The sequence below is a fragment of the Phaeovulum sp. genome, from assembly GCF_030684035.1.
Classification (GTDB): domain Bacteria; phylum Pseudomonadota; class Alphaproteobacteria; order Rhodobacterales; family Rhodobacteraceae; genus UBA6213.
Window position 1 is genome coordinate 56,912 of sequence record NZ_JAUXPI010000002.1, and the last position, 13,630, is coordinate 70,541.

12 protein-coding genes are annotated in these 13,630 nt (G+C 65.9%); 9 read left to right on the forward strand and 3 right to left on the reverse strand.

Translation table 11 applies throughout. The features are described 5' to 3' along the window. Positions 1-81: 81 nt before the first annotated feature. Positions 82-2,295: a response regulator gene (locus Q8J98_RS00350; protein ID WP_305292484.1), complete on the forward strand. Its 2,214-nt coding sequence runs from the start codon at positions 82-84 to the stop codon at positions 2,293-2,295. 413 nt (positions 2,296-2,708) lie between these two features. Here Q8J98_RS00350 and recQ read toward each other — a convergent pair whose 3' ends face one another. Both recQ and Q8J98_RS00360 read right to left on the reverse strand, forming a co-directional pair. Next, positions 2,709-4,757, reverse strand: coding sequence for a DNA helicase RecQ (recQ, locus tag Q8J98_RS00355; protein ID WP_305292485.1), 2,049 nt, complete (start codon positions 4,755-4,757; stop codon positions 2,709-2,711). Between the two features lie 2 nt (positions 4,758-4,759). After that, entirely contained in the window at positions 4,760-5,053 is a 294-nt protein-coding gene (locus tag Q8J98_RS00360) for a YggT family protein (RefSeq protein ID WP_305184413.1), read from the reverse strand. 133 nt (positions 5,054-5,186) lie between these two features. On the opposite strand from Q8J98_RS00360, the gene Q8J98_RS00365 reads away from it, so the two are divergent. From Q8J98_RS00365 to Q8J98_RS00400, 8 genes are all read left to right on the forward strand, one after another. Further along, entirely contained in the window at positions 5,187-5,717 is a 531-nt protein-coding gene (locus Q8J98_RS00365; protein WP_305292487.1) for an acyl-CoA thioesterase, read from the forward strand. Continuing rightward, a complete protein-coding gene (locus Q8J98_RS00370) occupies positions 5,686-7,113 on the forward strand; it encodes an MFS transporter (RefSeq protein ID WP_370868035.1) in 1,428 nt (475 codons plus the stop codon). Before Q8J98_RS00365 ends, Q8J98_RS00370 begins: the two co-directional genes overlap by 32 nt. Beyond that, positions 7,110-7,997, forward strand: a complete 888-nt coding sequence (gene mepA / locus Q8J98_RS00375) for a penicillin-insensitive murein endopeptidase (protein WP_305292491.1) — start codon at positions 7,110-7,112, stop codon at positions 7,995-7,997. The genes Q8J98_RS00370 and mepA overlap by 4 nt, the downstream gene beginning before the upstream one ends. Then, complete coding sequence (locus Q8J98_RS00380) at positions 7,970-8,866, forward strand: esterase-like activity of phytase family protein (protein WP_305292493.1); 897 nt, start codon at positions 7,970-7,972, stop codon at positions 8,864-8,866. The genes mepA and Q8J98_RS00380 overlap by 28 nt, the downstream gene beginning before the upstream one ends. Before the next feature lie 85 nt (positions 8,867-8,951). After that, positions 8,952-9,557, forward strand: coding sequence for a VUT family protein (locus tag Q8J98_RS00385; RefSeq protein ID WP_305292495.1), 606 nt, complete (start codon positions 8,952-8,954; stop codon positions 9,555-9,557). A gap of 334 nt (positions 9,558-9,891) precedes the next feature. Then, the gene (gene arfB / locus Q8J98_RS00390) at positions 9,892-10,314 is read left to right on the forward strand and encodes an alternative ribosome rescue aminoacyl-tRNA hydrolase ArfB (RefSeq protein WP_305184418.1); all 423 of its coding nucleotides are present in this window, start codon (positions 9,892-9,894) and stop codon (positions 10,312-10,314) included. After that, positions 10,304-10,774 carry an NUDIX hydrolase gene (locus Q8J98_RS00395; RefSeq protein WP_305184419.1) on the forward strand — a complete coding sequence of 157 codons (471 nt, stop codon included), beginning with the start codon at positions 10,304-10,306 and terminating at the stop codon, positions 10,772-10,774. Before arfB ends, Q8J98_RS00395 begins: the two co-directional genes overlap by 11 nt. A gap of 79 nt (positions 10,775-10,853) precedes the next feature. After that, positions 10,854-12,326, forward strand: a complete 1,473-nt coding sequence (locus Q8J98_RS00400; RefSeq protein ID WP_305292497.1) for an inorganic phosphate transporter — start codon at positions 10,854-10,856, stop codon at positions 12,324-12,326. Positions 12,327-12,334: 8 nt separating this feature from the next. On the opposite strand, the gene pncB is transcribed toward Q8J98_RS00400, so the two are convergent. Further along, positions 12,335-13,630, reverse strand: coding sequence for a nicotinate phosphoribosyltransferase (pncB, locus tag Q8J98_RS00405; protein WP_305292499.1), 1,296 nt, complete (start codon positions 13,628-13,630; stop codon positions 12,335-12,337).

The following is a 13,630-nucleotide window of genomic DNA, read 5'->3' on the forward strand; positions in this document are numbered from 1 at the left end:
CGCGGAACCGATTAAGCGCTTGTTCACTGAGGTTGTGCAGGCTTGGCGCGAAACATTCAGGCAACAACGGGCACCTAGAGGATGCAGGTCAGCATTGCCGACAAACTGGCGCAGGAACGCCGCGCCCGGCTGGCGGCCGAAAGGTTGCTGGAACAGAAGAAAGTCGAGCTTTTCGCCGCGAACCAGAAGCTCGCGCTGCACGCGCGCTCGCTTTCGGACCAGATCGTGGAACAGCGGCACGGGCTGGAACGCGCCCGCGCGCAGGCCGAATCGCTGGCTGGCGAAAACCACCGGGTGCGCGACGATCTGGAACTGGCCAATTCTGCGGTGCAGATTGCTCAACGGCGGCTCTGGGAAGCGCTCGAGACGATCCGAGACGGGTTTGCGGTGTTCGATGCAAACCTGCGGCTGGTCGCGGCGAACCGTTCGTATCTCGGGTTTTTCGATGGTCAGGTGGCGGTGACCGCCGGGGTCAGCTATGACGCGGTGCTGAAAATCGTCGCCGAGCATGGCATGTTCGACCTTGACGGCCGCGACCCGCTGGATTGGCACCACGAGATGGTGGCGCGCATTCGCCGCGCCAAGATCGAGCCGCAGGTGCTGCGGCTGACCGGCGGGCGCTACCTGCGGCTGATCGATCGCTGGGGTGATGACGGCGATCTTGTGTGCCTTGTGCAAGACATCACCAAGACCATGGCGCGCGAGGCAGAACTGGACGAAGCGCGCGCCAGGGCCGAAGCCGCCAACCGCGCCAAATCGGCCTTCCTCGCCAACATGAGCCACGAGATCCGCACCCCGATGAACGGGGTGGTGGGCATGGCCGACCTGCTGTGCGAAACCGAACTGACCGAAGACCAGCGGCTTTACACCGAAACCATAAAATCTTCGGGCGAAGCGCTGCTGAAGATCATCAACGAGGTGCTCGACTATTCCAAGATCGAGGCCGACAGGCTGCGGCTTTACCCGGAGGTGTTCGACCTTGAACGTTGCCTGCACGAGATCATGGTGCTGCTTGGTCCCTCGGCCAAGGACAAGGGGCTGAAACTGCTGGTCGATTACGACATGTTCCTGCCGACCCGCTTTCTGGCGGATCCGGGCCGGATGCGGCAGGTAATGACCAACCTCATCGGCAACGCGGTCAAGTTCACCCCGGCAGGGCATGTGCTGGCGCGGGTGGTGGGGATTGACCGGGGCGATGGCCACTTTGACCTGCATGTGACGGTGGAAGATACCGGTATCGGCATAGCGCCCGAGCATATCGAGCATGTGTTCGGCGAGTTCAATCAGGTCGAGAGCGAATCGAACCGCAAGTTTGAAGGCACCGGGCTGGGGCTGGCGATCAGCCGCCAACTGGTCGAGCTGATGGGTGGCACGGTCTGGGTTGACAGCGAACTGGGGCAAGGCTCGTGCTTTGGCTTCAAGGTGACGCTGGCGGTGGCAGAACCACGCGATGCGGTGCCGGGGCCGACGCCGCCGATTACCCTCAAGGCGGCGCTGGTGATTGACGATCTGATGGTGAACCGGGTAATACTGGAGCGGCAGTTGCAGACCTTCGGGCTGGCGGTGACACTCTGCCGTTCCGGTGCCGAGGCGCTGGCGGCGCTCGACGCGGGGGCGCGGTTCGACGTGGTGCTGACGGACCACCAGATGCCCGACATGGACGGGCTGCAACTGGTGCTGCGCATGCGCGAGATGGGGCAGGAGGCACCGGTGCTGCTGCTCACCTCGAACCCCGACGAGGCGGCACAGTCGGCGCTGCGCGGGGCGCTTGCCGGGGTGCTTGAAAAGCCGGTGCTGCGCTCCGAGCTGTTCCGCAACCTGCAACAGATCTCGCAACCGGTGGTGGCGGTGCCGGTGTCGGCTGAAGCGGTGCCTGCGCTGCGGCAGATGCGGGTGCTGGCGGCTGAGGATAACCGAACCAACCAACTGGTGTTTCGCAAGATGGTGAAGGACTATGACATCGATCTGCAATTTGCCGACAACGGCCGCGAGGCGGTGGCGATGTGGCAGGACCTGCGACCCGATCTGGTGTTCATGGATATCTCGATGCCCGAAATGGACGGGCGCGAGGCAACGCGGCAAATCCGCGACTGCGAACAGCTGCACGGGCTGCCACGAACCCCGATCGTGGCGCTGACCGCGCATGCGATGGAGGGCGACGCGGTGTCGATTCTGGCGGCGGGGATTGACCACTACCTGACCAAGCCATTGAAAAAGACCGCGATTGCCGAACATATCCGAAGCCACTGCCCCGGCACGGCGCGCCCCGCCGTGCCGGTGGCGGAACCCGCCTAGGTCGCCGTTGCCCGACGCGCATTGTTGGGCTGCGCGCTTTGCTGCGCTGCTTGGCCCCAGAGTGCCGGGCGTTTGCGCCTGTGCTGCCGGGGCCTCTGGCCCATCGCCCGGGGCAAGAACCGATCACCGCGGCGCAGCACGCGCGGCACGGCTTGGCGCGCCTCGCCGCCGCGCCGGGCTGCCCTGTGGCGGAATGCGGGGGGCGTTTTCCGCCCGCCATCGGCACTTGGCAAAGGCGGCGCAGCGCGCGCCGGGCGGGAATTCCGGCTTTCGGGCGAAGGGTTCGGCAGGTGCGGGGGAACCCGCGGCTGGTGCAGCGGATGAATTCGGGCGCTTGGTGAACTGGCTTGTTTCAAGCGCTGCGGGGCCGGAAAACTGACCGATCCGCGCCGCGGCGGCAGCAGGTGCCGCGCCTAGCCAGCGGCGACGATCGACAGGAACACCGGGCCGAAGCGTTCGGTCTTGGCATCGCCCATTCCCGGGATCCGGGCGAGTTGTTGCAGCGATTGCGGGCGCGCCTCGGCGATCTGGCGCAAGGTGGTCTGGGTGCAGCCGAGGTAGCGGCCCTGCCCGTCGGGGCCGCGCGCAAGCTCCAGTTGCGCGGCCTGAAGGCGGTCGAACACTGCGCCCGCGTCGCTGCCCGCAAGCTTCAACCGCGCCGGGTGCATGGGTGGCGCGGCCCCGGCGATGACTTGCAGGAACACCGCGCCGAAGCTTTCAAGCTTTTTCGCGCCGACGCCCGAGATGCGCGCCATATCGTCCAGTGTCTGCGGCCGCGCTTCGGCCATTTCGATCAGCGTGCGGTCGGGAAAGATGATGTAGGCGGGCACCCGCGCGGCCTCGGCCAGCGCCCGGCGCTGGGCCTTGAGCGCGGAAAGCAGCGGCGCATCTTCATCGGCAACCAGCGCCCGCACCACGGGGCCGGACCGGGCGCGCTGCACGAGGTCGCGGCGGAAGCTGAGCGTGGATTCGCCGCGCAGCACCGGGCGGGCGGCTTCGGTCAGCGCCAGCGCGCCATGGCGGGCGGGGTCGGGTCGGATCAGATCGTGCCCCTGCATCTGGCGAAACACCGATTGCCACTGGGCCTTGGAAAGCTCGCGCCCGACGCCGAAGGTGGGCAGCCGGTCGTGGCCGCGTTCGCGCGTCTTGTCGGTTGAGGTGCCGGTGAGAATGTCGATCAGGTGACCGGCACCGAACGACTCGCCGGTGCGCAGGCAGGCGGAAAGCGCCTTGCGCACCGGCTCGGTTGCATCGAACACCTCGGGCGGGGTCATGCAGAGGTCGCAATTGCCGCAAGGCTCTGACGCCTCGCCGAAATAGGCGAGCAGGCGCTGGCGGCGGCAGGCGGTGGCCTCGGCCAGCCCCAGAAGAGTGTTCAGCCGGGCATGGTCGGCGGCCTTGCGGTCGGGCGGAGCCAGCCCCTCGTCGATCTGGGCGCGGCGCAGGCGGATATCGTCGGCACCATAAAGCGTGAGGGTTTCTGCGGGGGCACCATCGCGCCCGGCGCGGCCAATTTCCTGATAATAGCTCTCGATCGATTTTGGCAGGTCGGCGTGGGCGACCCAACGGATGTCGGGCTTGTCGATGCCCATGCCGAAAGCGATGGTGGCGACCACGATCAGCCCATCGTCGCGCTGAAAGCGGGCTTCCACTTCTCGGCGCGGCTCTGCCTCCATTCCGGCGTGGTAGGCGAGCGCATTGTGGCCCGCCGCGCGCAGCGCCGTGGCGAGGGTTTCGGTCTTGGCGCGACTGGCGCAATAGACGATGCCGGATTGGCCGCGGCGCGCATCGGCAAAGCCAAGGACCTGCGCGCGCGGTTCGTCTTTCGGGGCGAAGGCAAGGTGGATGTTGGGCCGGTCAAAGCCGCGCAGGAAGGTTTCGGGCGGGGTGCCGCCGAACAGGCGGGTGACAATCTCGGCGCGGGTTTCCTCATCTGCGGTGGCGGTGAAGGCGGCGAGCGGCACCCCAAGCGCCCGGCGCAGATCGCCGATGCGCAGGTAATCGGGGCGAAAATCATGCCCCCACTGGCTGACGCAATGCGCTTCGTCCACCGCGATGAGGGTGGTGTTGATGCGGCGCAGGAGGCCAAGCGTGGCGGCCCCGGCCAGCCGCTCGGGGGCCATGTAGAGCAGGCGCAGGCGGCCCGCATCAAGGCTTTCGAACACTTCTTCGGTTTCCGCGTCGGTGTTGCCGGAGGTAAGCGCGCCTGCCTCGACCCCGGCGGCACGCAGCGCCCGCACCTGATCGCGCATCAGCGCGATCAGCGGTGAGATCACCACCGTTACCCCTTCACGGCAGAGTGCCGGCAACTGGAAGCAGAGCGACTTGCCGCCCCCCGTTGGCATGATGGCAAGCGTGTTGCGCCCCGCCATGACCGCGCGCACCACCTCTTCCTGCCCCGGCCTGAAGGCGGAGAAGCCGAAGACCGAGGCCAGAAGCGAAAGCGGGGCGGGCGCGTTCACCCTCAAAAGCCGTAGAAAAAGCCCGCGTTGTTGATCAGCGCGCGTTGCAGGATGATGACGATGACGAACATGACCAAGGGTGCCAGATCCAGCCCGCCCATGTTGGGCAGAACCCGGCGGATCGGCGTGTAAAGCGGATCAAGCAGGCGGGTGAGGCCATACCATATCTGTGCCACCAATGGCTGGCGGACGTTGAGAACCTGGAAATTTATCAGCCAACTCAGGATGATATGGGCGATCATGACGAACCAGACCACATCGAGAATGAGCGTCAGAGCTTGATAGAGCGTGATCATGGGGCCTCTCTTGGCGTTGCGGCCCCAGAGGTATGCCAGCGGCGCGCGGCTTGCAACCGGCGGCGTGCCGCAACGTGGCGGGTTGACGGCGGCGGGGAGGTTTGGCAGCGAGGCGGCGATGAGGGAGAGTGCCATGTATCCATATGTCAGGCTGGCGAAAGAGGCGCTGAATTCTCGCAAGGCCCCGCCGTTGGGGCTGTTTGGCACGCATCTGAGCCGGCATGTCTGCTGGCCATGGGATATCGACCCCTGGATGGAGTTGAACAACGGCCGCGCGCTGACACTTTACGACCTCGGGCGGATACCGCTCGCCGCGCGCACCGGCTTGACGCAGGCGGCGCGCGACAAGGGCTGGGGGCTGACCGTGGCCGGTGTCTCGGTGCGCTACCGCCGCCGGGTGCAGATGTTCCAACGCTTTGAAATGCGCAGCCGCCTGATCGGCTGGGATGCGAGGTTCTTCTATATCGAGCAGAGCATGTGGCGGGCGGGCGAATGCACCAACCAGATGCTGTTGCGAATGGCGGTGATCACCAAGGGCGGGATGATAGCGCCAGCGCGGCTGGCGGCGGAGCTTGGCCATGCCGATGCCTCCCCGGCGCTGCCGCAATGGGTGCAGGCGTGGATTGACGCCGATGCAACCCGGCCCTGGCCGCCCGCGCCCTGATCCGCTTGCGCCGCGCGCCGATTTCGGGCTTGATCGACGGCATCGGGGCAGGGGGGGCAGCATGGCGCGCGCAAGCAGGAAAATCTGGGGCTGGTGGTTTTTCGACTGGGCGAGCCAACCCTACAACACCCTGCTCATCACCTTCATCTTCGCCCCCTACATGACCGAGCTTCTGGGCAGCGGCACCGCCGCGCAGACGGTTTGGGGCTACGGCATCGGTGCCACCGGTTTTGTCATCGCCATTCTGGCACCGCTACTGGGTGCCGTGGCCGACAAGGCGGGTGGGCGGATGCGGTTCATCTGGCTTTTCTCGGTCATGTATGTCGTCGGGGCGTGGCTTTTGTGGTATGCGGCACCGGACAATTTCAATGTCTGGCTGGTGATGCTCGCCTTTGCCATCGGCATGATCGGCATGGAGTTTGCCACCACCTTCACCAACGCCATGCTGCCCGACCTTGGCCCGGCAGACGAGATCGGGCGCATTTCCGGCTCTGGCTGGGCGTTCGGCTATCTTGGCGGCATGGTCGCGCTGATCGTCATGCTCACGCTTCTGGCCGAGAACGGCGAGGGCAAGACGCTGATCGGCATTGCGCCGATCTTCGGGCTTGATGCCGCGGCGCGCGAGGGCACGCGGTCGGTCGGGCCATTCACCGCGATCTGGTATGCGGTGTTCATGGTGCCGTTCTTTCTATGGGTGCGCGAAGTCCGCCGCCCCGGCATGGTATCAATCGGCACCGCCGTGCGCGGAGCCTGGCCGGAACTGCGCGAAACGCTGCGGCACCTGCCGCGCGACCGCAGCCTGTTCGCCTTTCTCATGGCCTCGATGTTTTACCGCGATGCGCTGAATGGCATCTACTACTTCGGTGGCATCTACGCGGTGGGCGTGCTTGGCTGGTCGATCATCAGTGTCGGTATCTTCGGCATTCTGGGCACCATCACCGGGGCGACCTTTGCCTGGCTCGGCGGCAAGGCCGATGATCGATTTGGCCCGAAACCGGTCATCATCTTTGCGGTGGCGGTGCTGGCGCTGGTGGCGGTGGGCGTGGTCTTTGTTTCGCGCGGCTCGGTTTTCGGCTTCGCGGTGGGGCCGGAAAGCAAGCTGCCCGACATCGCTTTTTATCTGATCGGCGGGCTGATCGGGGCGGCGGGAGGCACCATGCAGGCGGCCAGCCGGTCGATGATGGTGCGCCAGGCCGACCCGGCGAAGATCACCGAAAGTTTCGGGCTTTATGCGCTGACCGGCAAGGCGACCTCATTCATTGCGCCGCTCAGCATCGGCGTGGTGACGCAATTGAGCGGCAGCCAGCAGATCGGCATAACGCCGCTGGTGGTGTTGTTCCTGACCGGGCTTGTGCTTATGATCTGGGTGAAACCCGAGGGAGAGGCCAAGGCATGATCCGGGCATTGCTCGCCGCGCTGCTGCTTGCCACCCCTGCCGGGGCGGAACCGCTGGCGCGCACGCTTTTTGGGGCGGCCAAGGTGCCATCGCAGCAGGCGAGCGAGGCGATCGGGTCGTATGCAAGGGGTTGCGCCGCCGGGCTGGTGGCAATGCCGGAAAGCGGGCCGGGCTGGCAGGCGATGCGGCTGAGCCGCAACCGCTTCTGGGGCCAGCCGGCGATGATCGACTATCTGCAAGACCTGTCGCTTGTGGCGCAGGGGCTCGGCTGGGCCGGGCTTTACATTGGCGATATCAGCCAGCCGCGCGGCGGGCCGATGACCGGCGACCATGCCAGCCACCAGATCGGGCTTGATGCCGACATCTGGATGTTGCCGCCCCGGCGGCTCAATCTGAGCCGCGCCGAGCGCGAGGAAATTTCCTCGATTTCGGTGCGCACCGAGGACCAGCGCGCGGTGAATGCCAATTTCACCCCCGCCCATGCCGCACTTTTGCAAGCCGCCGCCTCTGACCCGAGGGTGGAACGGATTTTCGTTGCGGCGGCGGTGAAGCTGGAGATGTGCAAGACCGCAACCCGGCGCGATAAAACGTGGTTGCAGAAGATCAGGCCGATAGCCGGGCACAACACCCATTTCCATGTGCGGTTGCGCTGCCCGGAGGGTTCGGCAAGCTGTGTCACCCAGTCGCCCACGGTGGCCGAGCTTTCCGATGGCGGCAGCGGCTGCGATGCCACGCTCGACTGGTGGGTGACAACCTACCTTGAGCCACCAAAGCCGCCCGCGAACCCGCCGCCAAAGCCGACCACACCGCCGCCGCGCAATGCGCGCACCTTTCTCATGTCTGACCTTCCCGCTCAATGCGCCGCTGTTCTGGCCGCCGGCTGAGCGCGGCGCTTCTGGTGCTGGTGCTTGGCACCGGCGCATGCAGCGCCGACGGGCTTGCCGAATACCTCGGCTCGGTCATCTGGGCCGATGCCGACCCGGCGTTTGGCGGCTTTTCAGGTATTGATGTGGCGGCCGACGGAGCGAGCTTTCTGGCGCTGTCGGACCGGGCAACGCTCTGGCGCGGGCGCATCTTGCGCGACCGCGAGGGCCGCATGACCGGTGCCGAGGCGCTCGGGCATGATCTGCTGCACGACGCCGAAGGCGCACCGCTGCGCGGCTATCTGACCGATTCCGAGGGGTTGGCGCTGGCCGAAGACGGCAGCATTTATGTGAGTTTCGAGGGCCTGGCGCGGGTGGTGCGCTACCCCAGCGCCGGTGCCGCATCCGAACCGCTGCCGCGCCCGGAGGCATTCAAGGCGATGCAGTCGAATGCGTCACTGGAAGCGTTGGCAATCGGTCCGGATGGCACGCTTTACACCCTGCCCGAACGCTCGGGCGGGCAGGCTGTGCCTTTCCCGGTGTGGCGGTTTCGCGGCGGGGTCTGGGACCAGCCCTTTGAGGTGCCGCGCGATGGCAACTGGCTGCCGGTGGGGGCCGATATTGGCCCCGACGGGCGGTTTTATCTGCTGGAGCGCGACTTCTGGGGGCTGCTCGGGTTTCTCAGCCGGGCGCGGCGGTTCGATCTGACCGAGGCAGGCCTTGCGGGCGAGACCCTGCTTTTCGAGACGGCGGCGCGGGTGCACGACAATCTGGAAGGCATCGCGGTGTGGCGCGACGGGGCGGGCGACATCAGGCTGACGCTGATCGCCGACAACAACTTTCGCGGCTTTCAGCGCAACGAGATTGCCGAATACCGCGTCAGGGATTGACGCGGGCCACCGCAAGCGCGTAAGGCGCGCTGCCCGCGACGGTCGCGGGCCAAGTTTCCGCCACCTTGTCAAAACGGATGATCCCATGACCCGCTACCTTCCCGGCATTCTTGCCATGTCCGCCCTTGTGGTGGCTTCGAACATTCTGGTGCAGTTTCTTTTTGGCAACTGGCTGACCTGGGGTGCCTTTACCTATCCATTCGCCTTTCTCGTCAATGATGTGATGAACCGTGTCCATGGCCCGGACGCCGCCAAGAGGGTGGTGCTGGCGGGGTTCGGCGTGGGCGTTGTCTGCTCGCTGGTCGCGGCGGGCCTGAACCTCACCACCCTGCGCATCGCGCTTGGGTCGGGGCTGGCGTTCGTGGTCGCGCAGATGACCGACGTGGTGGTGTTTGACCGGTTGCGCGCGGGCCAATGGTGGCGCGCGCCGCTGGTTTCGACGCTGATCGGGGCAACGCTCGATACGGCGATCTTCTTCAGCGTGGCATTTGCGGCGGTGTTCGTTTTCCTTGAACCGGGCGGTGATACGGGCTGGGCGACAGAGCTGGTGCCGATGCTTGGCAGTGGCCCCGAAGCGCCGCTCTGGGTGTCGCTTGCACTGGCCGATCTGGGGGTGAAACTGGCGCTCGCGCTTCTGGCGCTGCCGCTATTTCGCATCATTGTGAAGAGACTAATCGCAGGCGTTGCGTAAAAACTTTTGACAAACACAAAATCTGTGTCAGCTTGCAGGTAACGGTAACACGAGCGAAAGGAGGTGGTCCAGTGTCGAGAGTGATATTGGAGAGAGGTGTCGGGACAGTCAGGGGGGCCGTTGCCTGAGGGCAAACCCAAGGGTTACCAACCCTGACTGGGACCAGTCGGCAACGACCCCCTAACTGGCCCATCTCCGTAGATCTCGAGGGCCGCCCGGCAACGGGCGGCCTTTCGATTGGCAGCCGGGGGCGCTGCCCCCGGACCCCCGGGGTATTTGAGACAAGGAAGAGGCAGGGGCGGGGTGCGCTCTGCCGGGACGCAGGCTTTTGGGCATGTTGCGGATCAATGACGCCATAGCGATAGCCGACTGGGAACTGGTCGAGAGCTTCACCCGCGCGCAGGGGCCGGGCGGGCAGAACGTCAACAAGGTTTCCTCGGCGGTCGAATTGCGCTTCGAAGCCGCGCGCAGCCCGCATCTCGGGCCCGCTGTCAAGGCGCGGCTGAAACGGCTGGCGGGGCGGCGCTGGACGCTGGACGGGGCAATTGTCATCCGCGCCGAGGAGACCCGCAGCCAGGCGCAAAACCGCGCCCTGGCGCGCGAGCGGCTGGCCGAAATGATCCGCGAGGCGCTGGTGGTGCCAAAGCGGCGGCTGGCGACAAAACCGACACTGGGCAGCCAGAGGCGGCGGCTTGCGGCAAAGACCGAACGCGGCGAGGTCAAGGTGATGCGCGGCAAGGTGGCTGATGACGATTAGTCCGATGACCCGCGCCGCGAATGTTCTGCGCCGCTGGCTGGTGCGGTTCTTCAGCCGCCGCCTGCCTTCGTTGCAGGTCGGGGCGCTTTGTCTGCGCGGGCGGCCGGGGCGGCGCGAGGTGCTGCTGGTCTCGTCGCTTGGCACCGGACGCTGGATCATTCCCAAAGGCTGGCCGATGCGCGGGCGCACGCTCGCCGAAGCGGCGCTGCGCGAAGCCTGGGAGGAGGCGGGGGTGCAGGGCGAGGTGGGCGCGCTGCCCTTTGGCAGCTTTGGCTATGCCAAGCAGCGCGAAAGCGCCGCGCCGACGCCCTGCGAAGTGCAGGTGTTCATCGTCAAGGTCAGCGGGCTTGACGCGGATTATCCCGAGGCGGGGCAGCGGGTGCGGCGCTGGGTACGCCCGATCGAGGCGGTGGCGATGGTGGATGAGCCGGGGCTGAGGGCGCTCATCGGCGGGCTCTGAGCTGATTGGCAGTTGTCACGCGCAACGGTTCCGGCTACCCCGCTGACCGAATGTAACGGTTGCACGACGGATTTGTGACATGGCCTTGCCGCCGCAAAACCAGTGGAAAACGCTCGACAAGGACCTCGGCCGGATCGACCGGCTGGAGGAGGCGACGCATTTCGTGGCACGGCCGCTGGTGGCACCGGGCATTGCACTGGCCTTCGTGGCGCTGACCGGGATCGGCGCGGCGGTGTTCTTTGGTGCCCAGCCGGGGGCGCTGGTGGTGATCGCGGCGGCGGTGATAGGTGCCTATATGGCGCTCAACATCGGTGCCAATGATGTAGCCAACAACATGGGCCCGGCGGTGGGTGCCAATGCGCTGACCCTTGGCGGGGCGCTGTTGATTGCCGCGGTGTTCGAAACCGCGGGGGCGCTGATTGCCGGGGGGGATGTGGTCAAGACCATTTCCGCGGGGATCGTGGCACCCGGTGCCTTCGAGCACACTGCGACCTTCATCTGGGCGATGATGGCGGCGCTGCTGGCGGCGGCGCTGTGGCTTAATCTCGCGACATGGTTCGGGGCACCGGTTTCGACCACGCATTCGATCGTTGGCGGCGTGGTGGGGGCGGGCATCGCGGCGGGCGGCATGGATGCGGTCAACTGGGTGGCGATGGGGCGCATCGCCTTGAGCTGGATAATTTCGCCGGTGCTCGGCGGGCTGATTGCGGCTCTGTTTCTGGCCCTCATCAAGGCCCGCATCATGTATGCCGAAGACAAGATCGCGGCAGCGCGGCGCTGGGTGCCGGTGCTGATCGGCATCATGGCGGGGGCATTTGCCGCCTATCTGGCGCTGAAAGGGCTGAGCAAGGTCGTCAAGATCGATCTGGCTTCAGCTGTGACCATCGGCTTTTCGGTCGGGGTGGTCGCCTGGGGCGTGATGGTGCCGGTGATCCGGCGGCAGTCCGAGGCCATGGAGAACCGCAAGAAATCGCTCAAGCGGCTGTTCGCGGTGCCGTTGGTGGTTTCCGCCGCGCTGCTGTCGTTCGCGCATGGTGCCAATGACGTGGCAAATGCGGTGGGGCCGCTTGCCGCGATCGTGCATGCAGTCGGCGAAGGCGATGCGGGCGCATCAGTCGTTGCGATTCCGATCTGGGTGATGACGATCGGCGCGGGCGGCATTTCGTTTGGTCTGGTGCTGTTCGGGCCGAAGCTCATTCGCATTGTCGGCAACGAGATCACCAAGCTCAACCCGATGCGCGCCTATTGCGTGGCGCTTTCTGCTGCGGTGACGGTGATCGTCGCTTCGTGGCTGGGCCTGCCGGTTTCCTCGACGCATATTGCGGTGGGCGCGGTGTTCGGCGTCGGGTTCTTTCGCGAATGGCATGCCGAGCGGCGGGCCCGGGCGCTGGGCCTTGTCAAGGGTAAGGTAGTTCCGCCAGAGGAACGGCGGCGGCGCAAGCTGGTGCGGCGCTCGCATCTGATCGCGGTCGCGGCGGCTTGGGTGATTACGGTGCCCGCCTCGGCGGCGCTTTCGGCGCTGGTGTTTGCGGTGCTCCGCTTCATCGCCTGACGCCGGGTTCAGACCATGACCGGGCGCGCCACCTGTGCACCGACGCCGAACACCCGCTTGTAGCGCTCGATCTCGGCGGCGGGGCCCATTGCCTTCATCGGGTTGTCGGAAAGCTTGACCGTGGCGCGGCCGTTCGCCGAGACCGCCTTGCACACCAGGCTGAAGGGCGCGAGGCCATCGCCCGCTACGAGGCCGCGAAAGTCGTTGGTCAAAAGCGTGCCCCAACCGAACGAGACCTTTACCCGGCCGGCAAAGCGCGCCTGAAGCGAGAGGATGGTTTCAACGTCGAGCCCGTCGGAAAAGATCACCAGTTTTTCGCGCGGGTCTTCGCCGCGCGATTTCCACCAGGCAATGGCGGTCTCCGCACCCTCCACCGGGTCACCGCTGTCGATGCGGATGCCGGTCCAGGATGCAAGCCAATCCGGCGCGCGTTCAAGAAACCCGGCGGTGCCATAGGTATCGGGCAAGATGATGCGCAGGTTGCCTTCGTGTTCTTCCTGCCAGTCGGCGAGCACCCGGTAGGGGGCCTGGCGCAACTCCTCGTCGCTGTCGGCAAGGGCGGCATAGACCATCGGCAATTCATGCGCGTTGGTGCCGATTGCCTCGATGTCGCGGCGCATGGCGATCAGGCAGTTCGAGGTGCCGGTAAAGCTGCTTCCCAACCCCTCCATCATCGCCTGCACGCACCAATCCTGCCAGAGGAAGGAATGCCTGCGGCGGGTGCCGAAATCGGCGATGCGCGGTGTCGCGCCCGAGGCGCGCAAACGTTCGACCTTTTCCCAAAGGCGGGTCATGGCGCGGGCGTAGAGCACCTGCAGCTCGAACCGGCCCATGTCTTTCAGCACGGCGCGTGAGCGCAGTTCCATCAGCACCGCAAGCGCCGGGATTTCCCACATCATCACATCGGGCCAGTCGCCCTCGAAGGTCAGCTCATACTGGCCATCGCGCCGTTCCAGGTGATAGGGCGGCAGGCGGAAGCCTTCGAACCACTCCATGAAGTCGGGGCGGAACATCTGGCGTTTGCCATAGAACATGTTGCCCCGCAGCCAGGTGCTTTCGCCGCGGCTGAGCGACAGCGTGCGCAGGTAGTCGAGCTGCTCGCGCAGCTCGCCCTCGTCCACGAGATCGGCCATGCGGATCTTGCGCGACCGGTTGATCAGGCTGAACGTCACCTGGGTGCCAGGGCGATTGCGAAACACCGACTGGCACATGAGCAGCTTGTAGAAGTCGGTATCGATCAGGCTGCGCACGATCGGGTCGATCTTCCACTTGTGGTCATAGACGCGGCTGGCGATGTCGGCCAT